The sequence below is a fragment of the Pseudochrobactrum lubricantis genome, assembly GCF_041929865.1.
Taxonomy (GTDB): Bacteria; Pseudomonadota; Alphaproteobacteria; order Rhizobiales; family Rhizobiaceae; genus Pseudochrobactrum; species Pseudochrobactrum saccharolyticum.
Genome location: NZ_JBHEEE010000002.1, coordinates 201,264 through 222,084 on the forward strand (window position 1 = coordinate 201,264; position 20,821 = coordinate 222,084).

The window sequence follows — 20,821 nt, forward strand, 5'->3', positions numbered from 1 at the left end:
ACAGCCACCCAATGGCACGTCAATTTATTTATCATATGTCGGGTTTGAATAAAAACTACGGCACAAAGAAGATTCTCGAAAATCTGCACCTGTCATTTTATCCTGATGCGAAAATCGGTATTCTCGGCCCTAACGGCGCCGGTAAATCGACAATCCTCAAGATTATGGCTGGTCTCGATAAAGAGTTTACCGGTGAAGCATGGCTCGCCGATGGTGCGACCTGTGGTTATCTGGCTCAGGAACCGCATCTCGATCCTGAAAAGACTGTTTTCGGCAATGTGATGGAAGGTGTGGCTGACAAGCAGGCCATTCTTGACCGTTATAATGAGCTGATGATGAATTATTCTGATGAAACCGCCGACGAAGGTGCGGCACTTCAGGATATTATTGACAGCCAGAATCTCTGGGATCTGGAAAGTCAGGTTGAAATGGCGATGGAAGCTCTGCGCTGCCCGCCTGCCGACGCTGATGTAACCACCCTGTCCGGTGGTGAGCGTCGCCGCGTTGCTCTTTGCAAGCTGCTGCTCTCCAAGCCAGATCTGCTGCTGCTTGACGAACCGACCAACCATTTGGACGCTGAAACCACTGCATGGCTTGAAAAGCACCTGCGTGAATATAAGGGCGCTGTGCTGCTCATCACGCATGATCGCTACTTCCTCGACAATGTGACCGGCTGGATTCTCGAACTCGACCGCGGTCGTGGTATTCCTTACGAAGGCAACTATTCTGCCTATCTGGAAGCCAAGGCCAAGCGCATGATTCAGGAAGGCCGTGAAGACGATTCCCGTCAGAAGGCACTTGAGCGTGAACGCCAGTGGATTGCTGCAAGCCCTAAGGCACGTCAGTCTAAGTCGAAAGCCCGTATTAAGGCCTATGACAAGCTGGTTGAAGCGGCTGAAAATCAGCGTCCGGGCGATGCACAGATTCTCATTCCTGCGGGTGAGCGTCTTGGTCAGGTGGTTATCGAAGTTGAAAACCTGTCCAAATCCTTCGGCGATCGTTTGCTGATCGACAATCTGACATTCAAACTGCCTCCGGGCGGTATCGTTGGTGTTATCGGGCCAAACGGTGCCGGTAAGTCGACCCTGTTCAAAATGATTACCGGTCAGGAACAGCCGGATACCGGTAGCGTGCGTATCGGTGATACTGTTAAGCTCGGTTATGTTGACCAGAGCCGCGATCACCTCGACCCGAACAAGAATGTCTGGGAAGAAATTTCCGGCGGCAATGACATCATCAAGCTCGGCAAGTTTGAAATGAACTCCCGCGCTTATTGCGGTGCGTTCAACTTCAAGGGCGGCGATCAGCAGGCTAAAGTCGGCAATCTTTCCGGTGGTCAGCGTAACCGCGTGCATCTTGCCAAGATGCTGCAGACGGGCGGCAATGTGCTGCTGCTCGACGAACCGACCAACGATCTGGATACAGAAACGCTGGCGGCACTTGAAGATGCGCTGGAAAAATACGCTGGTTGCGCTGTTATCATCTCGCACGATCGTATGTTCCTCGATCGTCTGGCCACGCATATTCTGGCTTTTGAAGGCGACAGCCATGTGGAGTGGTTCGAAGGTAACTTCGAAGATTACGAAGCTGACAAGGTACGTCGTCTCGGACCTGAAAGCGTCAATCCTAAGCGGGTGACCTATAAGCCGCTGACACGCTAAAATTTCTGGTTCAAAAGCCGCATGCAGGGCTGAAAATGGCGCTGCCTGCAGTTTTTTACTACAGATTTGAAGTTATAGAAACGCTCTCCGAAAGGAGGGCGTTTTTGTTTGTAAAGTGCTTGGCAAAATGCACCGGTGCTATAGATTGTCTATTATAGATAAGGCACAGGAGCATCACGATGAAAGACTGGTCGGCACAGCAATATCTGAAATTTGAGGATGAGCGCACAAGACCGGTTAATGATCTCATCGCCCGTATTCCGCTGAAAGATCCTGCGGTCATTGTTGATATTGGGTGCGGGCCCGGCAATTCTACCGAGGCCTTGAAAAAGCGCTGGCCGCAGGGGCAACTATCCGGTTTTGATGCGTCGCCGGATATGATTGAAAAGGCGCAGGCGCGTTTGCCTGATGTGCCGTTTTATTTGAGCGATGTAACGCAGTGGCAGCCGGATGCGGATGTTGATCTGCTGTTTTCAAATGCGGTGTTCCAGTGGATACCGGAGCATATCCAGCATTTGCAGCGTCTGTTGAAGGGGCTGAAATCAGGTGCCGCACTGGCTGTGCAAATGCCGGATAACTGGAATGAACCGTCCCATCGCATGATGCGGCAAGTGGCAAAAGACAGTCGCTGGATTGAACGTCTCAATAAAGCGCCCCGTCCGCCAATGCCGAGCGTGAATGCTTATTATGATGCTCTGATACCGCTCGCATCCCATATTGATATCTGGCACACGATTTATAATCACCCGCTTGATGGTCATGCGGCAATTACTGAATGGGTGAAGAGCACCGGCCTGCGTCCGTTTTTAAATCCGCTCAATGAAGAAGAGCAGCGCGATTATCTGGAGGAATATACGGAACGCTTGGCAGAGCATTATCCACTGACAGTGGATGGTAAAGTGCTGCTGCACTTCCCGCGCGTATTTATGGTTGTTGTGCGCGGTGAAGATTGAAACTGTGATGACAGATTTGTTTGATAACATTCATGGCAAACGCATAGCGGCACGCAAGGTTACAGGTCGTGTCCGTGGACTTTATATTGCTTCAGGGCAGGATTTTGTCACGCAAGCAGTAGATAAATTGCACTGTGATCATGGTGGTATTATCGGTGATTATCATTACGGAATGACGCGTAGAGCCGGTGGCCGCGAGCCGTGGTATGAGCGGGGTACATTAATCCGTAATGACCGTCAGCTCTCTCTGATTTCGCTTGAAGAACTGGAAAAGATTGCTGCGGCAATGGGGCTGGATGCGATCAGGCCGGAATGGATAGGGGCCAATATTGTGGTGGAGGGTATCGCAGACTTCACATTACTGCCTGCCGGTACGGTGCTGTTTTTTGACAGTGGTCTGACACTGAAGCTGAACGGGCTGAATGCACCGTGCAAAATCGCCGGAACATCAATTGCGCAGCATATTGGTGCGCAGAATGAGGCGATGGTGGCGCTTAATTTTGTAAAAGCAGCAAAATATCTGCGAGGTCAAACCGGCTGGGTGGAACGGGAAGGTGCAGCTGAGGTTTCAGATAAGATCACCGTACGGATGCCGGAACAGTTGTGCTACGCGCCGGATTGAAGCGCGTAGCTTATAACATTATCGTTGAGAATGGATTTTTTAGGCAGATGGAATTGCAGCCGTAGCTACTTTTTCAAATTTCCATTCCAAAAAGTACTGTACTCCTGAGTCATCAGGGGTAGCTGTTGGGTAGTAACAAATTGTGTGATTTACCTCATCATATGCAAGGTAATGTTTGGTATCAATCGTTCCGTTACCTGCTGCATTTGGGGTTTTTACAATCTTATAAATATAGCAAGCTCCAAAAGCGTTCAGAGCAAAAACATTGAATTTATCAACACTGTTCGGGGATAAGAACGTCGAGCTTCCTACAATGGTTCCGTTAGCATTTGTTGCGTCACCTGTCTGCTGGCCTGTTGTGTTTAAGAAGCCGCCAGACCAAGGATTATAAAGCGGGAATTCAGGAATATTTACTCTTTCATTAAAGGTGACAGTGTTCCAATCCGGGAAACTGTCAACCACAAAATACTGTCCCTTATCTGTGGCGTCAGGATAAAACGGGGATACTGCTTCGGCTTGATATTCCATTAAAAGCAGATTGTTGCCGTCGCCAATATAATCGATAGCAAGCTGGTATTTGCTGATTGCTCTATCGTCGTTCAGAAATATATTTAAATATTGTGACATTTAAAAAGCCTTTTATTTAAAAAAATAAGAATTAAGAAACAATCGTGACTATCCATTTGTCATCGACATTAAGTCCGTCGTGAAGTATTTCTGCGTCTGTAATTAATACTCGGTTTGAATTGGTTTTATCCATAACAAGTTTTTTTGTAAGCATTGTTTTATCTGTTATGCGGTAGTCATCGATAAAAATTTCGTATTGTGACCCTACAAGTTTGAAAATAAATCTTGGCGATATATCCGAGGTTGTAAAATTAAAGGCGCCAGCAACCGATCCAGTTTTTCCTTGGTTAGGGGATTTCATCGGTATGATTTGTTCGCTATCGCCAAAGAAAAGATTTTTGTTTGGGTTGTACATGAGTACTGGTTGACTTAATTCTGCTGTTAGATGCTTTGGATCTGTCTTTGAAACCCAGTATGTTTCTGCTTTTTTATTGTTTCCTGATTTATCTATTCCCTGTATTGTGTAATTAATAAAACTGTTTTTTAAGGTGCTTTTGTTAGGAATGATATAGTTTTGATTTAATGATGACTGTATTTGAAATGTATAAGGCATTTAAAAATCCTTTTAGTGATTTAAATTACATTTTTAATCTCCCACATATTTATTTTATTGGTCACTGTAATTACTGTCAGGCAGTAATTTTAATGCTTGCCATTCTCTGAGTTTTTCTGAAATCTGATCCTGAATCCAATAAAGCGCGCTGTCTTTATCCAGTCCTTCATCGCGTAATTTGTCGTAGTCGGTGTAGGTGTGGCGGATATAGGCGAGCAGTGTCAGGCGCACGGCATTTTGTGCAGTGAGGCTGCGCATATGCGGTGCGGCAGCTGCTTCGCGGATTTGCTCCGCATCAAAATAAGGCGTATGTGGCGCCAATAAGCGGAGCGCCAGTTCAATCTCTTTGCGGCGTTTTGCGGATGCGGCCATGGAAGCTTCCTGTGATGTGCTTTGCCGTGATTGTGCTTAAATCAAATATGGTATTTTAACATTTTTATCAGTCGATTTTAGTTGCAATAATCGCATAGATCACATAAACATATCTTTATGTGTTTTAAATGCGGAGTGCGGTATGACTGGCAAGCCTTTGGCTCTTGAAGAAATGGTGGAAGTGCTGAAGGCTGCGGCAGAGCCAAGCCGGTTGCGTATTCTGACGCTGCTTGCCGGTGGTGATCTGACGGTCTCTGATCTGACATCTATTCTCAACCAGTCTCAGCCGCGTGTATCCCGCCATCTCAAATTGCTGAGTGAAGCCGGTTTAATCAGCCGCTATCAGGAAGGGTCATGGGCCTATTTCCGCCTGTCGGAAACCCCGATCCATCAGGGGCTTTCCCGTGCACTGATCGGTTGGCAGGACAATCAGGATCCGCTGCTGCTGCGCGATCAGGAGCGTCTTGCGCAGGTGAAAGCCGAGCGCCATGAGCGGGCAACTGCCTATTTCAGTGCCAATGCAGAAAGCTGGGATCAGATCCGCTCGCTGCATATTGATGAAACAATGGTTGAAGATGCGCTGCGTGGTATTGTCGGCGAACAGGCTTTCCAGTCTATGCTGGATATCGGCACCGGTACCGGCCGCTTGCTGGAAATGTTCAGCCCGCTTTATGTGCGCGGTGTGGGCATTGATATCAATCGCGATATGCTCACAGTTGCGCGCACCAATCTGGATCAGGCCGGTGTTGCCCATGCGCAGGTGCGTCAGGGCGATATTTATGCGCTGCCGGTTGACCGCGATGGTTATGATCTGGTGACAATCCATCAGGTGCTGCACTTCCTTGACGAGCCGCAATCGGCCATTCGTGAGGCTGCGCGTGCGCTGCGCCCGCAGGGGCGTTTGCTGGTGGTGGATTTTGCGCCGCATGATCTGGAATTCCTGCGTGACGAACATGCCCATTTGCGGCTTGGTTTCAGCGATGAGCAAATGACCGGCTGGATGAGAGCCGCAGGGCTTGAGCCGGAGAAGATTGAAGCGCTTGAGCCGCAGGGCGGGCAGGCTTCCGGTCTTGTGATTAAACTGTGGCTTGCGCGTGATCCGCGAATGCTGATCGCCGATGCTGCCTGAGATGTACTTTGAGGCGCATTTAGAGGCACACCGGCATTATTGAGTAGCATTCTAATGTTTAGCTTTGCGCCATTCAGGTGCGGGCAGGCGCAGTTTTGATTTTCTTCATGGTGACGTGACCATGAATATTTGCCCCATGGTGCAAACTATGACGGCAAGAATAACGGAGATTTCCGATGTCTAGTTTTGGCCAGCAGCGCCGTTCCGAGAGCGCGCATCCGATCCGTGTATCCTTCGAGTTTTTCCCGCCGAAAACCGAAGAGATGGAAGATCGTCTTTGGGAGACAGTGACGCGTCTGGCACCGCTTAATCCGGCTTTTGTTTCGGTGACCTATGGTGCGGGCGGTTCGACCCGTGAGCGCACCAATAAAACCATTGCCCGTATCATCAAAGAAACATCCATTACACCTGCCGCGCATCTGACCTGCGTGGATGCAACCAAGGAAGAGGTCAATTCGATTGTCCGTTCCTTTGCATCTTTGGGCGTGACGCGCTTTGTGGCACTGCGTGGTGATCCTGCAAGCGGCATCGGTGAAGTCTATCAGCCGACGCCGGGCGGTTATCAGAATGGTGCCGATCTCGTGGCCGGTCTTAAATCTATTGCCAATTTTGATATCAGCGTTTCTGCCTATCCGGAGAAGCATCCGGAAAGTCCGGATTTTGCTACCGATATTGAGATGCTGCGACGCAAAGTCGATAATGGTGCAACCCGCGCGATTACGCAGTTCTTCTTCGATAATGATCTTTATGAGCGTTATGTGGAGCGTGTGCGCCGCGCAGGCATTTATATTCCGATTATTCCGGGTGTTTTGCCGATCCATAATTTCAAACAGGTGTCGAATTTCTCCAAACGTGCAGGAACACGCATACCGGCATGGCTGGCAGATCGTTTTGACGGGCTGGAGAATGATCCGCAGACACATATGCTGGTGTCAGCGGCGCTTGCAGCCGAACAGGTGAATGATCTGATCGAGCGCGGTGTAAATGATTTTCATTTCTACACGATGAACCGCTCGGATCTGGCTTTTGCGATTTGCCATTTACTTGGGGTGAGGGCGCCGGTAGCGGCTTGAAATATATGGGATGAAACGAAAAAGCCCTGCGGAAAAATGTTTCCGCAGGGCTTTTCGTTTTTAAAAATGACAGGACTTGATTTATCTACTTTTGCGGAATGCCAAATATGCCGGTGGTATCTGTAAAAGTGATGCCTGCAAAATGTCTCTAATTAAGACCGTAATCTGTATATTTTCTGATTATGAAACCGAAATGCAGATATCAGGTCAGCATCTGAAATTCAGATGGTGAATATGCGAGGTCAGGGAAATACACCGACAATCATTGCTGCGACAAAAACAAAAGCTGCGCAAAATACCAAGGCATTGATTGAACGCGTTAAACCCATATGGATTGCCTCCTGAGCAGGTTGTAAGTTCAGTTTTCAAATGCCGTATGAACAACATTCAAAGGCCGGAAAGTCACTCCTGACAGAACCCGATCTGAGGGAATATGCCGGAGCCGCTTCTCTTAACTCTAAACCGGAAATGCCGCTTCCAGTCTCTTTAACCACCCATGCAAGAGGCATGGTCTCACGATCAAATTGACTGTTTTTTAACTGTGTCAGCACATTTCCCGTTTGTGTCATTTTATCGACATAAACGGCCAAAGAAAAGTCTAATTTCATGGGAGGGCGCTGGGCGGAGCGGCGAAGGAAGCTTTCGCAATCAATGCAGAATTTTAAACTTGTAAAAAATACAATATGTTAGGTAGGTGTCAAAAGTTTTGATGCCGCCGTAAAATTTTTTACAGACGGCATCAAAATCCCACTAAATTTATAGCTTTTCGAGCAATTCACGTGTCGGCCATGAATCGGCAGGCATGCCCAAACGCAGCTGTTCAGTGCGCACGGCATCTCTGGTCATGGTGCCGAAAACACCATCGATTCGACCCATGTCATAGCCGCGTACAACGAGCTTGTTCTGCAGTTCTTTCAGCTCTTCTGTTGAAAGACCGGCTTCCGGTGTGCCGAGCAGGAAAGGCTCGCCGCCAGCCAGACGCGCTGCGAAATAAGCGGCAGTCGTGGCATAGACGATGGATTTGTTCCATTCGACGAAAATATCAAAATTGCGGTAGGAGAGGAATGCCGGTCCTTTGCGTCCCATAGGGATGAGCAGGGAGGCGTCACCGTCATCAGCGCCGAGCGCATTGCCATTGACAGACTTTACACCCCAGCCGCTCCATTTCGAATGGGGCAGGCGATAGGTGCGGATGGAATTCTCCCATGGCAGATCCTGTGTCAGCTGCACGGTTTCCAGCCAAGGTTCGCCGCGCTGCCAGCCGAGTTCAGACAGCATACGGGCTGCGGTCATCACCGCATCAGCCACGCTATTGCGCAAATCTACCTTGCCGTCATTGTCGCCATCGACGCCGCGTTCCAGATAATCTTTCGGCAGCAATTGCATCTGGCCGATTTCGCCTGCCCATGCGCCCATGGTACCGGCATCAACAACGCCTTTATCCATCAGTTTCAGCAATGCGATCAGCTGCGGACGGAAAAGCTCCGGACGGCGGCAATCATGAGCCAGCGTAACGAGCGAGTTCAGCGTGTCAAAATCGCCCTGAATAGCACCGAAGTCTGTTTCCAGTCCCCAGAATGCAGCAATCACCGGCCCCGGAACGCCATAGGTGTCTTCGGCCTTTTTGAAGACATCCGCATATTTCACGAGATTTTCGCGGCCTTTTTTCAGGCGCTGTTCGGAAATCAGGCGTTTGGAGAATTCGGCAAAGGTCAGGTTGAAAACGGTCTGCGTGCGGTCACGCTTCAATGTGCGTTCATCAAGCTGGGCTTTATGCAGTTCTGCAAGTGCCTTGTCTGAGATGCCGGCGGCTTTGGCTTCAGTCACCACGCCTTCAAGCCAGACATTATAATCACCGCCGCAGGCCGGTTTTTCAATCGCGACAGCGGCCGGTGCGGATGGTGCTGCCGAGGGAGCCGCAGGCTGTGTTGCTGTAGCAAAAGCAAAGCTTGCAGTAGAGAGAAGTGTAGCGGCAGTCAGAAGTGGTTTAAAAACTGATCTGAAGGCAGACAGGGAAGCAGGGCGTGACATAACTCAGTTCTTTCTGCAGCAGGCCTCGGTAAGGTCTTGCTGTTTTGGTTGATCGGGCCGGTTTTGACCAGAGCGTTCAAGTTTTCTGAATTATGTCCTGCATAAACATTTTGTGAAAAAGAAGATGGTAAAGTCAGATTCACGCAGTAAAGGCGATTTTATCTGACTTTGTTGCTTTCCAGCCACTTTCTCCATTGGGCATGATTGCCCGCGAATACGTTAATATCAGCGTCACCCTTGATGCCGGGAATTGTACCTGTGCCGGTATATTGCCAGAAGACCCACGGGTGAGGGCCGTATTTTTCATCCGGATGACCGGCCGTAGAGCGCAGCCAGAACGGATAATCGCTGAAACTGCGCAGGTCATTGTCATCGAAGAAATCAACCGTTGTATAGATGACCGGCTTCTTGCCGTAATGACGCTCGATCATGGTCAGGAATGTGCGCATTTCCTTGCGTACAACAGCCGGATCAGGGCGAAGTTTACAGGATGGTGACAGCGGGTTCCATTCCATATCCAGAACAGGCGGCAAGGCGTTCGGGTCTTTCGGTACATTGCGGATATACCAGCGTGCCTGATCGGCTGCACTGCGGCAGAAATAATAGAAATGATAGGCGCTGCGCGGAATACCGGCTGCGCGTGAACCTGCCCAATGTTCCGCAAAGCGGTCATCAACGCGGTCGCCGCCTTCTGTCGCTTTAATAAAGACAAAAGAAATGCCGCTGTTGCGCACCTGCTGCCAGTCAACTTTGTCCTGATATTTGGAGACATCCGTACCATGGACCGGATAATGCCACGGGGTTTTACCGGTATAGTCATGGGGCTTGCGATCATAGAAGCGCGGCGCCTTGGCGCTGGAAGAAGGAAGAGCAATCCCTGTGCCGGAGACAGAACCTGCCGACGGTTTCACATCTGAAAAATCATAATCCACAGATGTACATGCACTCAGCACAAGGCTGAGAACGGCAAGTGCTGCTGGCTTCATCGGGTATCATCTCACAACAATCACAGGGAAATCATGAATGCTTTCTTACTGCAAAAGGTTAAATTTTTCCTTTAGAGGAATAAGGATAATTCCTGCCACCAGCGGGATGCCGGCGTGCGCATCTTGTCTCAGCCGGTCAATGTCTTGTGCCAAACTATTTGATTTATAAATATTTTTTGATTAGTTGGGTCATAACTTATACAGGTTTGACGGGGATACTGTCAGAATTGCCGGAATAAAAAGCGGAACAATTAAATATTTCCGGCATTAACGAGAGATTGTAAGCCGCCTTGCTGAAGGCGGTTGAGGAGGTCAAATGTATCGTCTGCTGGCTTTTATCCTTGCTGTCGGTGTGCTGACCGGTCTGGTCTTTTCCGGCGGATTTTTGACGCATGACAAGACTGCAGAAAAACAACCTGACAGTGTCGCAGCCGTTATTGCTCATTCGGAGCAGGAATTGCAGTCAAAGGCCGATCAGGAACTGGCTGAAATTGACGCCAAGGCTGCCCAGAACAGTGTTGCAGGCCCTGCTGTGCTTTTGCCTGAGCTGAAGAAACCACTCACAGAAGAAGATGTGAGAGTTGCGGTGCAAAAAGCAGGTGAAGATGCAGAGAAAACCGCTCTGAGTGTCGGTCAGACTGCAGATCAGGCTGCGGCAGCTAAGAAAACTGCAGAAGACTTCGTGCGTGTGCGCATGGAAAGTCAGATGCGTGCGGAACAGTCATCTGCAAAATCCATGTAAAATTATAAGAGCATTCCGGCTTTCGTTTGCATTGCCGGAAATGCTTTCTCTTTCTGTGCAATGTCCTTAGCGTCCCGGTACTGGCTGTCAGCAATGTCAGCTGAATTTCATTCAACTCTTTGCGCTTGATGGTTTTCATCAGAGTTGTTTTGAATTACATAAGCTTATGTCGATTTGGTCCAGTATCGCTGATTTTTTAACGCAGACGGCTTACAGTGCGTTTTCCGGAGTGATTGAAGCCGTCCGTACCTATTTTGAGGGCGATGCGGAAACGCGCCGCCGTGTTGCTTTTTCCATTGCCATGATCGCGCTGTCTGCCAAAATGGCAAAAGCTGACGGCATTGTCTCGCAGCATGAAGTGCGGGCTTTTCAGGATATTTTTGAAGTACCGGAAAAAGAGGCGGATCACGTCTCAAGACTGTATAATCTTGCCAAGCAGGATGTGGCCGGTTTTGAGAGCTATGCCCGTCAGATTGCTTCGCTGTGCCGCTCCTCCCAGCAGAACGGGGCGGAAGAGCCTTGCGGTGCGCTTTCCGATGTTCTCGATGGTTTGTTCTATATCGCCAAAGCCGATGGCTATGTGCATGATAAGGAAATGCAGTTCCTGCGGCGTGTGGCGGAAATTTTCGGTATTGAAGAAGACGAGTTTTTGCTGATCGCCGGAAGGCACGTCAATCTCGGCCCTTCCGATCCCTATGCTGTTCTGGGTTTGACGCGCGGCGTAGGATTTACCGAGGCCAAGCAGCATTACCGCAAACTTGTGCGTCAGAACCATCCGGATCTGGTGATTGCCCGCGGTATGCCCTATGAATTTCAGAAAATAGCCAATCACCGTCTGGCTGCAATCAATGCGGCCTGGGCGACACTTGAGAAACAATTGGGTCAGCATGACTATGCAGGATAATTCAACACCGGAAGCCGGTTTGGCACAGAATAATCAGGCCGCCCCGCGCGCCTTGCTGAGCAAAGCTGACTATGAGGGCGCTGTTATTGATGCATCTGCAAATTTCGGCCCGCGCAAAGACGGTAAAGAACCGCGTTTTCTGATCCTGCATTATACGGGGCTTGCGACTGCGCAGGAGGCTCTGGATATTCTCAAATGTCCTGAACGTGAAGTATCGGCACATTATCTCGTGCATGAAGATGGTCAGGTTGTGCAGATGGTCGCGGAAAGCGAACGCGCATGGCATGCAGGCCAGAGCTGCTGGAAAGGGGAGCGGGATATCAATTCTGCTTCTATCGGTATCGAGATCGTCAATCCGGGTGTGCTGGAGAATTTTCCGCCTTTTCCTGATGCGCAGATTTCATCGGTGATCTCTCTCTGCCGCTCGATTTGCGAACGCTATAATATTGCGCCGGAGAATGTGCTTGCCCATTCGGATATTGCTCCGGAACGCAAGATTGATCCGGGCGAGAATTTTCCGTGGGAGACCCTGTTTAAAGCAGGCATCGGTCATTGGGTTGAACCGGCACCGATCCGCGGCGGGCGGTTTTTTGCCATGGGCGATCAGGGGCAACCGGTTGAGGCTTTGCAGTCCATGCTGGCAATGTATGGCTATGATATCACCATCAATGGTGAGTTTAACGAGCGGACCAAAGTAGTGCTGAGCGCATTTCAGCGCCATTTTCGCCCAATTCAGATTGATGGTGTGGCGGATATCTCGACAATTGAGACACTGCACAGGCTTATTTCGACGAATTTGCGTGAAACCGTAACCAGCTGATTTTTAAAAAGACCTTCTTGTTGGCCGCAAGAAATAATCCGCTAATGTTACAGGTTTTTGCAATCTGTGACTTGCCCCGACAATCTTCGGCTGCATTTCCCCGTCAGATACAACCTCAATTTCCTTGAGCAAGTCTGGTGATGGGGCGGACTGTTTCCCAGAAGGAAGGGCGTTGAAAGCTGGTTTTGCATGTCTTGCAAAACCTTTCGACGGATTATGCAACAGTTCCAACGGTTAAGGTTTATGATTAAAAAAATTGGATTTTTATGCGCTCTCAGCGGGGCGGTGGTTTCGTTCGGTCTGACACCAGCCATGAGTGCACCGGTACTTGAAAAAACAAATCTTGTAGACATCCTGAAAGCGAAAAAAGAAGCTTCAGAAAAGACTGCAACAAAGAAGAATGACGCGACTAAAAACAAGGCTGATACCAGCCGTACTGCCTATCAGAAACAGGCTTCCGGTACTGCCAAAATGCCGGTTATTGAGCGTCGTTCCGCTCGCACCCGTATCGATCTGAATAATCAGATCAGTGGCAAAGCAGAAACCAAGCAGGCGCAGACAGACAAGTCAGGCAAGCCTTATTCCGGCATCATTGCCCGTTATGCATCTTCCTATGGCGTGCCGCTGGCACTGGCTCATGCGGTTGTGCGCAATGAAAGCAATTATCAGGCACATGTTCGCGGCAGCGCCGGTGAAATCGGCCTGATGCAGATCAAGCTCGGTACAGCACGCGGTCTGGGTTATACCGGTTCGGCAAAAGGCCTTTATGATCCGGCAACCAATGTGCAATATGGCATGAAATATCTTGCGCAGGCTCAGAAGCTCGGCGGCGGCACAACCTGCGGCACAATTCTGAAATATAATGCCGGTCACGGTGCCAAGCGTATGAACCCGACATCTGCAAAATATTGCAGCAAAGTTAAAGACTTCATGCGTTCATTCTAAGAGCACAATTGCGACCGTTAACTGAGGTCAGTTAACTGCAATTGCTCTATGCCTGTTTATATTCAGGCTCTGGCGGGACAATTTGTACGCCATAACCTAAATCTAAACAGCCCTTACACAGCAGGGCTGAGATTTTTTACAAAAGCTGGGTTTCCGTCGTCGGAGCCCAGCTTTTTTATTGCGTTTTATGACAGATCAAGCCTATAGACGCATGTCAGCCGGTCGGGCAGCCGCGCTTGTTCAATACCGAAAGGTGGCAAGTGAGGAAAGTCCGGGCTCCATGGAAACACGATGCCGGGTAACGCCCGGCGAGGGTGACCTCAGGGAAAGTGCAACAGAGAGCAGACCGCCTGCCATCGCCCGTAAGGGTATCGGGCAGGTAAGGGTGAAAGGGTGGGGTAAGAGCCCACCGCGCTGCCGGTAACGGGAGTGGCACGGTAAACCCCATCGGGAGCAAGACCGAATAGGGACGGCGTATCAGGCTTCGGTCTGGTAATCAGTTTCCGGATAGCCGTCCGGGTGGGTTGCAAGAGGCGGGTGGCGACATCCGTCCCAGATGAATGGCTGCCGCGTCGGGCTGGAAACAGCCCGGCCATACAGAACCCGGCTTACAGACCGGCTGACAATTCTGTTTAAATTATTTCGGCAAAAGATGCTGCACAAAGCGTCATTTTAACCGCTGATAAATCATAACTGTGCCCATATAATAACCCTTCCTTAATATTAATATTGGATAAATTTATTCACGGCGTATTGCGTGTCCGGCCGGCTGCGCAGTCGCAAAAATCGATAATATGGCAACGTTCGGAGCGGTTTTTGCGCCTGCGTTGACGCCTACCTTACCCCGGTGGTATTTCTTAATGCAGTTTGTTGCGTCCAGACTTTGTTCAGTTTCCAGACATTTTGTGCTGCATACGGCATTGGCCGGTATGCAAAATGCTGAAATCTGCAGCCGCGGTTTAACCGCTGGCGGGCAAGGATCTGCCGTTCTCACGCTGGGTCCGCTGAAGAAAGCAAAACAATGACAGGACCGAAGGAAATTATGGTTCCGGAAGCGCAGGCAGACAAACTGACACAGCACGCTGATACTCCGGCGGGCGCATCAGAGCATGAAGACTATTCCCGTCATATTCCCGTGATGCTGGAAGAGGTTGTCAGTGCTTTGCAGCCTGAAGCCGGTAAACTTTATGTGGACGGCACTTTCGGTGCCGGCGGCTACACAAAACGAATTCTCAAAACCGGTGCCGAAGTTCTGGCCATTGACCGCGACCCGAAAGCAATTGCTGCCGGACAGGCGGTGGTTGCAGAATATCAGGGACGTTTGCGTCTGGTGCAGGCACGCTTCTCCCAGATGGAAGATGTGCTGAGCGATGTGCAGCCTGATGGTGTTGTACTGGATATCGGCGTTTCCTCTATGCAGATTGACGAGGCTGACCGCGGTTTTTCTTTCCAGAAAGACGGGCCGCTGGATATGCGCATGTCCTCACAGGGGCTGAGCGCTGCTGACGTGGTTAACCAATATAAAATGGGAGATCTGGCACGCATCTTTAATTTTCTCGGTGAGGAACGTCATGCCGGACGCATTGCGCGCATGATCGAAAAGCGCCGCGAGAGTGAACCTTTCAGCCGTACCCGTGATCTTGCCAATGCGATTGAAATGCTGGTCGGGCGTCATCCGAAAGACCGTATTCATCCGGCGACCCGCGTTTTTCAGGCGCTGCGTATTTATGTGAATGACGAGCTGGGTGAACTGGCGCGTGCATTGATTGCTGCAGAACGTTCGCTGAAGCCGGGTGGTCGTCTGGTTGTTGTGACATTCCACTCGCTGGAAGACCGTATTGTGAAGCGTTTCTTTGCAGACCGTGCGGGCGGCGGCGGCGGCTCGCGCCATTTGCCGGAAGCGCATATGCGTCAGGGCAGCTTCGCGCCTGCAGTCAAAGGCGCGGTGGGTGCCAGCGAGGAAGAGGCGGAGCGCAATCCGCGCGCACGTTCGGCCAAGCTGCGTGCCGGTATCCGCACAGAATATCCGCCGCTTAAAGCGGATTACAGTATTTTCGGCCTGCCAACCCTGCCTGTTCTGCCAGAAACTGATAATGCGAAGAGGAAATCATCATGATGCGAACTATAGATATTATATTGATCGCAGTCATGCTGGTAGCGGCAACCGTGACCTATAAAATCAAACATGATGCTGAAAAGCAGGTGGTTGAGATCAAGAAAATTCAGCGCCAGATCGCCTTTGAAAAAGACACGATCAATCTGCTGAAAGCCGACTGGAGCCTGATGACCCAGCCGAACCGTTTGCAGCGTTTGTCTGATATTTATCAGTCACAGCTGAAACTGCAGCCGGTTGATGTGACGCAGATCGGTCTGTTCGATGATATTCCGATGAAGCAGGCTGACGATATTGAAAAGCTGATCGGCGGCAGTGCCGATCTGATTGCATCTGTTGATACGATGAGCACAGGCAGCGTTGCGCAAACTGCACCGGCCGGTGCAATTTCAAATGCGGCACCGATGCGTGTTGTGGTTCCGGGAGTGCGGCCATGAGCGGAAAAAGCAGCTGGTTCCGGCGTAAAAATAAAAAGTCCTCATCAGATGATGCTCCGGTTCTGGGGCAGGCACCTGAATTTGACAGTGCCGCGCTCGAGAGTGAGCGCGGCATTGCCACGTCTCCGCTCAATGACAGTGTTGCCTTTGCCGGAAACCGCAAAAAACACGGAAACCGAGCGCGTAATCGTCTGATTATGGCGATTTCCTGCTTTGTCGGTATTTATGCGGTGATTGGCGGCCGTCTCGTTTATTACGGTATGCAGGGTGGCGATAATGAAGGTTATCGCGCCGGTGCGGCCAGCACGCTTGCAGCACGGCCGGATATTCTTGACCGCAATGGCGAAGTTCTGGCGACGGATATCAAAACCGCTTCGCTCTATGCCGAGCCGAAAAAAATTGCCGATCCGGACGAAACTCTGGAATTGCTGGCAACGGTTCTGCCAAATCTTGACTGGGAAAGCACCTATCGCCGGCTGAAAAGCGGTGCGGGTTTTGTGTGGATTCAGCGCGGTCTGACACCGCGTCAGCAGAGCCAGATCATGGCGCTGGGTGTGCCGGGTATCGGCTTTCGCACAGAGAAATCCCGTTTCTATCCGGGCGGGCCTACAGCATCGCATATTGTCGGTCTGGTCAATATCGACAATCAGGGCATTGCCGGTATGGAAAAATATATCGACAGTCAGGGCTTAAGCGATCTGCGTATGGCAGGCCTTGCCCTGCCGGACAATCTCGAGCCGTTCCGCCTGTCGATTGATCTGCGCGTGCAGCATATTATGCGCGACGAACTGGTGCGCGCTGTTGAAAAATATCGTGCGATTGCTGCCGGAGCCGTGGTGCTGAATGCCAAGACCGGTGAAGTGGTTGCTATGGCTTCGGTGCCGGATTTTGATCCGAATAATCCGTATAATGCGCTGGAGAAAGACCGTCTGAACCGGATGTCTGCCGGTACTTATGAAATGGGCTCGACAATTAAGAGCTTTACCACAGCGATGGCTCTGGATTCCGGTAAGTTTAATCTGGAAAGCAAGTTTGATGCGACCCGCCCGATTACGATCGGTCGTCAGACCATCCGCGACTTCCACGGTAAAGCCCGCTGGCTGACACTGGCGGAAGTGTTTATTTATTCCTCCAATATCGGTTCGGGTAAAGAAGTTGATGCGATTGGTATTGAAGGCCATCGCGAGTTTCTGAAGCGCGTCGGTCTGCTGGATCGAATGCAGACCGAATTGCCGGAAGTTGCGCGTCCTGTTGAACCGCGCGTGTGGAAGAAGGTACACTCCATTACCATTTCCTATGGTCACGGTATGATGACCACGCCTTTGCAGACGGCCGTTGCTGCTGCGGCGCTGGTCAATGGCGGCAAGCTCATTCCGCCGACATTCCTGCCACGCACACAAGACGAAGCCAATGCTGTTGCCACACAGGTTCTGAAGCCTAAAACCAGCGATGATATGCGTTATCTCTATCGTCTCAATTCCGAGATCGGTTCCGGTCGTCGTGCTGAGGTAAAGGGCTATCGCGTTGGCGGTAAAACCGGTACAGCGGAAAAGGTTATTAACGGCCGTTATTCCAAAGATGTCCGTTTTAATGCGTTTCTTGCTGCATTCCCGATGGATGACCCGACCTATGTGGTTCTGACCATTATTGATGAGCCAAAACCGGAGGAAGGCAAACTTTCTGCGACCGCCGGACTCAATGCTGCCCCAATGGTTGCAAATATCATCCGCCGGTCAGCATCATTCCTGGGTGTGTCGCCTGATTTTGCGCAGGATAATGCACCAATTCTGGCAGCTTATGAAAATGACTGATCTGAGCAGGGGATCAATGTGACGTAATAATGCCTTGAGCACTTATTATGTCACATGAAATGAATTCAAAATCGGGATCTGAATGGCATGAAACTTCAAGATATCGCAGCCTATGTAAATGATATGACGGACTCAGTCGCGCAGACTGAGATTTCCGGATTGAGTTCCGATTCCCGTAAGGTACAGAAGGGCAGCTTGTTTGCGGCTCTGAAAGGCGTGAAAAATGATGGCTCAGCCTATGCGGCTGATGCTGTCAAACGCGGTGCAGTTGCAATTCTGGCCGATGAAGACATGAATGCCGAGGGCATCACTGTGCCGGTGCTGCGCAGCAAAGACCCGCGCCATGCGCTGGCAATGGCTGCTGCAACATTTTACGGCAAACAACCGCAGATTATGACTGCTGTTACCGGCACCAGCGGCAAAACCTCCGTTGCTTCCTTTACCCAGCAGATTTGGGCCTATGCAGGTTTTGCGGCAGCAAGCATTGGTACGACCGGCGTTTTCTCCCCGACACGGAATGAATATGGTTCACTGACAACACCGGATCCGGTGGAGCTGCAAAAACTTCTCGCAGAACTAGCGGATGAAGGTGTGACCCATGCCTGTATGGAGGCCTCATCGCACGGACTGGATCAGCGCCGTCTGGACGGCGTGAAGCTGACAGCCGCAGCTTTCACCAATCTCGGCCGCGATCATATGGATTATCATCCGACGGTTGAAGATTATCTTGGCGCAAAAATGCGCCTGTTTGATACGCTGCTGCCAAAAGGTGCTCCGGCGATTATTTTTGCCGATGATGTCTTTTCACCGCAGGCGATTGCAGCCGCTGTTGCGGCCGGTTCTGATGTGAAAACCGTTGGTCGTAAAGGCGATTTCATTACGCTGAAACGTGTGGAGCACGAGCGCCATCGTCAGCATGTTGAGCTGAGCCATGCCGGTAAGATTTACGAATTTGCTTTACCGCTGGCGGGTGATTTTCAGGTGGCGAATGCACTGGTTGCAGCCGGTCTGGCAATTGTTTCCGGTGTGCCTGCGGATGCGGCTTTTCGTGCATTGGAGCGTCTGAAAGGTGCGCCGGGTCGTCTGGATCTGGTCGGTTCGACTGAAGACGGCGTGCCTGTTTATGTGGACTATGCCCATAAGCCGGACGCGCTGGAAAATGTGCTGACTTCAGTTCGCCCGTTTACCACCGGTCGTGTGATTGTGGTGTTTGGCTGTGGCGGTGACCGCGACAAGGGCAAGCGCCCGATCATGGGGGAAATTGCCACCCGTCTGGCCGATGTGGTGATTGTCACTGATGATAATCCGCGTTCGGAAGTACCGGCGGTGATCCGCTCTGAAATTTTGGCTGCGGCACCGGATGCACTGGAAATCGGTGACCGTCATGAAGCTATCCGCCATGCTGTGCTGCTCGCACAGGCCGGCGATACAGTTATTATTGCGGGCAAGGGGCATGAAGAAGGGCAAACCATCAATGATGTGACGCTGCCATTCTCCGATCATGCAGAAGTTGCCCGCTCGCTTGAGGCGCGTTTTAAATGAGTGATTTGCTTTGGAAATCATCTGACATGGTAAAAGCGATGGAAGGGCGGCCGGTCGGTCACCTTCCTGAAGGTATTACCGGTATTTCGATCGATTCCCGCACGCTGCGAAAGGGTGAAGCCTTTTTCGCGATTAAAGGTGATGTGTTTGACGGGCATGATTTTGCAACCGCTGCTATGGCTGCCGGAGCAGGTCTGCTGGTTGTGACCGAAGCGCGTTTACCTGCTCTGGGTAAATTACAGGTGCCGATGATTGTGGTGGATGATGTGCTGGCCGCACTGACCCGCCTTGGCATTGCTTCCCGCGCACGCTCCAAAGCGCAGATCATTGCTGTTACCGGTTCTGTGGGTAAAACCACCACCAAAGAAGCTCTGCGCCATGTTCTGTCTGATTGCGGAAAGGTTCATGCTTCCGCCGCTTCTTTCAATAATCATTGGGGTGTGCCGCTGACTTTGGCACGTATGCCGGAAGATACCGATTATGGTGTTTTTGAAATCGGCATGAACCATCATGATGAAATTCGCCCGCTGGTAAAAATGGTTCAGCCGCATGTGGCTGTCATTACGCTGATTGCGCCTGCACATCTGGGGCATTTTGCTAATCTCGAAGAAATTGCCGTTGCCAAAGCGGAGATTTTTGAAGGCGTGCTGCCCGGTGGTTATGCATTGCTGAACCGCGATGACAAACGCTTCAAACAGCTGGAAACGCTGGCAACTGCTGCCGGTATTGAGCACATCACCACATTCGGTGAAAATGCCCGTTCAACCTACAAGCTGCGTGATCTGGTGATGAAGACGGATTGTTCCTGTATCACGGTTTCTCTCGGCGGTCAGGAAGCGGCTGTGAAGATCAGCGCTCCCGGCCGGCATATCGTACAGAATATGCTGGCGGTGATGGGCGCTGCACATCTGGTTGGCGCGGATATGACGAAAGTTGTGCTGGCGCTGGCAAGTCTGCAGGCTGAAGCCGGACGCGGTGCGCAATATCGTCTGCGCCATGGTGACGGCACATTCACACTGATTGATGAAAGCTATAATGCCAATCCGGCATCCATGCGCGCTGCACTGTCACTGCTTGAGTCCACTGAGCCGCAAGGCGAGGGGATCGAGAAGGGACGGCGCATTGCAGTGCTTGGCGATATGCTGGAACTGGGCAAGCAATCTTCCAAGCTGCATGGTGATCTGGCACGCCCGATTGTGGATGCGCATGTGAATATGCTTTTCATCGGCGGTGCGCATATGAGTGCCCTGAAATCCGCAATGCCTGCAGAAATTCAGGTTGAGTATCGGGAAAGCGTTGACGAACTGCTTCCACTTGTAGTCAAAGCAGTGCGTCCCGGAGATGTGGTGATGATTAAATCATCAAAGTCGATCGGCTTTGTGAAAATCGTCAATGCGTTGCTGAAAAAATATGCCGTCTCTGAGGCCGCAGAATAAACAGGCCGGTTTTATGCGCAAAGTATAAAACCGGATTTTCCATATACAGTCATAGCTGGCTGCT

General features: G+C 50.8%; 20 protein-coding genes and 1 other RNA gene. 15 read left to right on the plus strand and 6 right to left on the minus strand.

Annotation, left to right across the window (positions count from 1 at the left end):
• Positions 1-11 precede the first annotated feature (11 nt).
• The 3 genes from ettA (at position 12) to JNC80_RS05435 (ending at position 3,236) form a co-directional block, all read left to right on the plus strand.
• Positions 12-1,661 carry an energy-dependent translational throttle protein EttA gene (ettA, locus tag JNC80_RS05425; RefSeq protein ID WP_022710994.1) on the plus strand — a complete coding sequence of 550 codons (1,650 nt, stop codon included), beginning with the start codon at positions 12-14 and terminating at the stop codon, positions 1,659-1,661.
• Positions 1,662-1,840: 179 nt separating this feature from the next.
• Positions 1,841-2,614: a trans-aconitate 2-methyltransferase gene (gene tam / locus JNC80_RS05430; protein ID WP_376709721.1), complete on the plus strand. Its 774-nt coding sequence runs from the start codon at positions 1,841-1,843 to the stop codon at positions 2,612-2,614.
• A 7-nt stretch (positions 2,615-2,621) separates the two neighbouring features.
• Positions 2,622-3,236 carry an MOSC domain-containing protein gene (locus JNC80_RS05435; RefSeq protein ID WP_376709722.1) on the plus strand — a complete coding sequence of 205 codons (615 nt, stop codon included), beginning with the start codon at positions 2,622-2,624 and terminating at the stop codon, positions 3,234-3,236.
• 39 nt (positions 3,237-3,275) lie between these two features.
• On the opposite strand, the gene JNC80_RS05440 is transcribed toward JNC80_RS05435, so the two are convergent.
• From JNC80_RS05440 to JNC80_RS05450, 3 genes are read right to left on the minus strand one after another with little or no spacing between them, the layout of a single operon-like run.
• Entirely contained in the window at positions 3,276-3,863 is a 588-nt protein-coding gene (locus tag JNC80_RS05440; protein WP_376709723.1) for a hypothetical protein, read from the minus strand.
• A gap of 31 nt (positions 3,864-3,894) precedes the next feature.
• Positions 3,895-4,416: a hypothetical protein gene (locus tag JNC80_RS05445; protein ID WP_376709724.1), complete on the minus strand. Its 522-nt coding sequence runs from the start codon at positions 4,414-4,416 to the stop codon at positions 3,895-3,897.
• Between the two features lie 54 nt (positions 4,417-4,470).
• Complete coding sequence (locus JNC80_RS05450; RefSeq protein ID WP_376709726.1) at positions 4,471-4,788, minus strand: DUF2293 domain-containing protein; 318 nt, start codon at positions 4,786-4,788, stop codon at positions 4,471-4,473.
• 142 nt (positions 4,789-4,930) lie between these two features.
• On the opposite strand from JNC80_RS05450, the gene JNC80_RS05455 reads away from it, so the two are divergent.
• Positions 4,931-5,917 carry an ArsR/SmtB family transcription factor gene (locus JNC80_RS05455; RefSeq protein ID WP_022711000.1) on the plus strand — a complete coding sequence of 329 codons (987 nt, stop codon included), beginning with the start codon at positions 4,931-4,933 and terminating at the stop codon, positions 5,915-5,917.
• 176 nt (positions 5,918-6,093) lie between these two features.
• Positions 6,094-6,990 carry a methylenetetrahydrofolate reductase [NAD(P)H] gene (metF, locus tag JNC80_RS05460; protein ID WP_376709727.1) on the plus strand — a complete coding sequence of 299 codons (897 nt, stop codon included), beginning with the start codon at positions 6,094-6,096 and terminating at the stop codon, positions 6,988-6,990.
• Between the two features lie 365 nt (positions 6,991-7,355).
• Here the strand turns inward: metF and JNC80_RS05465 are convergent, their stop codons facing one another.
• The 3 genes from JNC80_RS05465 to JNC80_RS05475 form a co-directional block, all read right to left on the minus strand.
• Complete coding sequence (locus JNC80_RS05465; protein ID WP_139316405.1) at positions 7,356-7,598, minus strand: hypothetical protein; 243 nt, start codon at positions 7,596-7,598, stop codon at positions 7,356-7,358.
• Positions 7,599-7,746: 148 nt separating this feature from the next.
• Positions 7,747-9,021: a lytic murein transglycosylase gene (locus JNC80_RS05470; RefSeq protein WP_220159998.1), complete on the minus strand. Its 1,275-nt coding sequence runs from the start codon at positions 9,019-9,021 to the stop codon at positions 7,747-7,749.
• A 158-nt stretch (positions 9,022-9,179) separates the two neighbouring features.
• Complete coding sequence (locus tag JNC80_RS05475) at positions 9,180-10,007, minus strand: glycoside hydrolase family 25 protein (RefSeq protein ID WP_022711005.1); 828 nt, start codon at positions 10,005-10,007, stop codon at positions 9,180-9,182.
• Between the two features lie 316 nt (positions 10,008-10,323).
• Between JNC80_RS05475 and JNC80_RS05480 the strand changes: the two genes are divergently transcribed.
• The 10 genes from JNC80_RS05480 (at position 10,324) to JNC80_RS05525 (ending at position 20,757) form a co-directional block, all read left to right on the plus strand.
• Entirely contained in the window at positions 10,324-10,749 is a 426-nt protein-coding gene (locus JNC80_RS05480; protein WP_376709728.1) for a hypothetical protein, read from the plus strand.
• Between the two features lie 166 nt (positions 10,750-10,915).
• Entirely contained in the window at positions 10,916-11,653 is a 738-nt protein-coding gene (locus JNC80_RS05485) for a J domain-containing protein (RefSeq protein WP_022711008.1), read from the plus strand.
• On the plus strand, positions 11,643-12,473 hold the full coding sequence (locus JNC80_RS05490) for an N-acetylmuramoyl-L-alanine amidase (protein WP_022711009.1): 831 nt from the start codon (positions 11,643-11,645) through the stop codon (positions 12,471-12,473). Before JNC80_RS05485 ends, JNC80_RS05490 begins: the two co-directional genes overlap by 11 nt.
• Positions 12,474-12,716: 243 nt before the next feature.
• On the plus strand, positions 12,717-13,418 hold the full coding sequence (locus tag JNC80_RS05495; protein WP_376709729.1) for a lytic transglycosylase domain-containing protein: 702 nt from the start codon (positions 12,717-12,719) through the stop codon (positions 13,416-13,418).
• A gap of 214 nt (positions 13,419-13,632) precedes the next feature.
• Positions 13,633-14,045, plus strand: an RNA gene (rnpB, locus tag JNC80_RS05500) — RNase P RNA component class A.
• Positions 14,046-14,439: 394 nt separating this feature from the next.
• A complete protein-coding gene (gene rsmH, locus JNC80_RS05505) occupies positions 14,440-15,534 on the plus strand; it encodes a 16S rRNA (cytosine(1402)-N(4))-methyltransferase RsmH (protein ID WP_376709730.1) in 1,095 nt (364 codons plus the stop codon).
• On the plus strand, positions 15,531-15,968 hold the full coding sequence (gene ftsL, locus JNC80_RS05510; RefSeq protein WP_075656119.1) for a cell division protein FtsL: 438 nt from the start codon (positions 15,531-15,533) through the stop codon (positions 15,966-15,968). The genes rsmH and ftsL overlap by 4 nt, the downstream gene beginning before the upstream one ends.
• Positions 15,965-17,779, plus strand: a complete 1,815-nt coding sequence (locus JNC80_RS05515) for a peptidoglycan D,D-transpeptidase FtsI family protein (protein ID WP_376709731.1) — start codon at positions 15,965-15,967, stop codon at positions 17,777-17,779. Before ftsL ends, JNC80_RS05515 begins: the two co-directional genes overlap by 4 nt.
• 87 nt (positions 17,780-17,866) lie before the next feature.
• A complete protein-coding gene (locus tag JNC80_RS05520; RefSeq protein WP_376709733.1) occupies positions 17,867-19,321 on the plus strand; it encodes a UDP-N-acetylmuramoyl-L-alanyl-D-glutamate--2,6-diaminopimelate ligase in 1,455 nt (484 codons plus the stop codon).
• Positions 19,318-20,757 carry a UDP-N-acetylmuramoylalanyl-D-glutamyl-2,6-diaminopimelate--D-alanyl-D-alanine ligase gene (locus JNC80_RS05525; RefSeq protein WP_376709734.1) on the plus strand — a complete coding sequence of 480 codons (1,440 nt, stop codon included), beginning with the start codon at positions 19,318-19,320 and terminating at the stop codon, positions 20,755-20,757. The genes JNC80_RS05520 and JNC80_RS05525 overlap by 4 nt, the downstream gene beginning before the upstream one ends.
• Positions 20,758-20,821: the final 64 nt, after the last annotated feature.

Coding starts and splice junctions, on each gene's coding strand:
- JNC80_RS05520 (WP_376709733.1), top strand. CDS start 17,867: ATGAAACTTCAAGATATCGCAGCCTATGTAAATGATATGACGGACTCA.
- JNC80_RS05495 (WP_376709729.1), top strand. CDS start 12,717: ATGATTAAAAAAATTGGATTTTTATGCGCTCTCAGCGGGGCGGTGGTT.
- JNC80_RS05485 (WP_022711008.1), top strand. CDS start 10,916: ATGTCGATTTGGTCCAGTATCGCTGATTTTTTAACGCAGACGGCTTAC.
- tam (WP_376709721.1), top strand. CDS start 1,841: ATGAAAGACTGGTCGGCACAGCAATATCTGAAATTTGAGGATGAGCGC.
- JNC80_RS05440 (WP_376709723.1), bottom strand. CDS start 3,863: ATGTCACAATATTTAAATATATTTCTGAACGACGATAGAGCAATCAGC.
- JNC80_RS05525 (WP_376709734.1), top strand. CDS start 19,318: ATGAGTGATTTGCTTTGGAAATCATCTGACATGGTAAAAGCGATGGAA.
- JNC80_RS05490 (WP_022711009.1), top strand. CDS start 11,643: ATGCAGGATAATTCAACACCGGAAGCCGGTTTGGCACAGAATAATCAG.
- JNC80_RS05450 (WP_376709726.1), bottom strand. CDS start 4,788: ATGGCCGCATCCGCAAAACGCCGCAAAGAGATTGAACTGGCGCTCCGC.
- ftsL (WP_075656119.1), top strand. CDS start 15,531: ATGATGCGAACTATAGATATTATATTGATCGCAGTCATGCTGGTAGCG.
- JNC80_RS05480 (WP_376709728.1), top strand. CDS start 10,324: ATGTATCGTCTGCTGGCTTTTATCCTTGCTGTCGGTGTGCTGACCGGT.
- JNC80_RS05515 (WP_376709731.1), top strand. CDS start 15,965: ATGAGCGGAAAAAGCAGCTGGTTCCGGCGTAAAAATAAAAAGTCCTCA.
- metF (WP_376709727.1), top strand. CDS start 6,094: ATGTCTAGTTTTGGCCAGCAGCGCCGTTCCGAGAGCGCGCATCCGATC.
- JNC80_RS05455 (WP_022711000.1), top strand. CDS start 4,931: ATGACTGGCAAGCCTTTGGCTCTTGAAGAAATGGTGGAAGTGCTGAAG.
- JNC80_RS05445 (WP_376709724.1), bottom strand. CDS start 4,416: ATGCCTTATACATTTCAAATACAGTCATCATTAAATCAAAACTATATC.
- JNC80_RS05435 (WP_376709722.1), top strand. CDS start 2,622: ATGACAGATTTGTTTGATAACATTCATGGCAAACGCATAGCGGCACGC.
- JNC80_RS05475 (WP_022711005.1), bottom strand. CDS start 10,007: ATGAAGCCAGCAGCACTTGCCGTTCTCAGCCTTGTGCTGAGTGCATGT.
- JNC80_RS05465 (WP_139316405.1), bottom strand. CDS start 7,598: ATGAAATTAGACTTTTCTTTGGCCGTTTATGTCGATAAAATGACACAA.
- ettA (WP_022710994.1), top strand. CDS start 12: ATGGCACGTCAATTTATTTATCATATGTCGGGTTTGAATAAAAACTAC.
- rsmH (WP_376709730.1), top strand. CDS start 14,440: ATGACAGGACCGAAGGAAATTATGGTTCCGGAAGCGCAGGCAGACAAA.
- JNC80_RS05470 (WP_220159998.1), bottom strand. CDS start 9,021: ATGTCACGCCCTGCTTCCCTGTCTGCCTTCAGATCAGTTTTTAAACCA.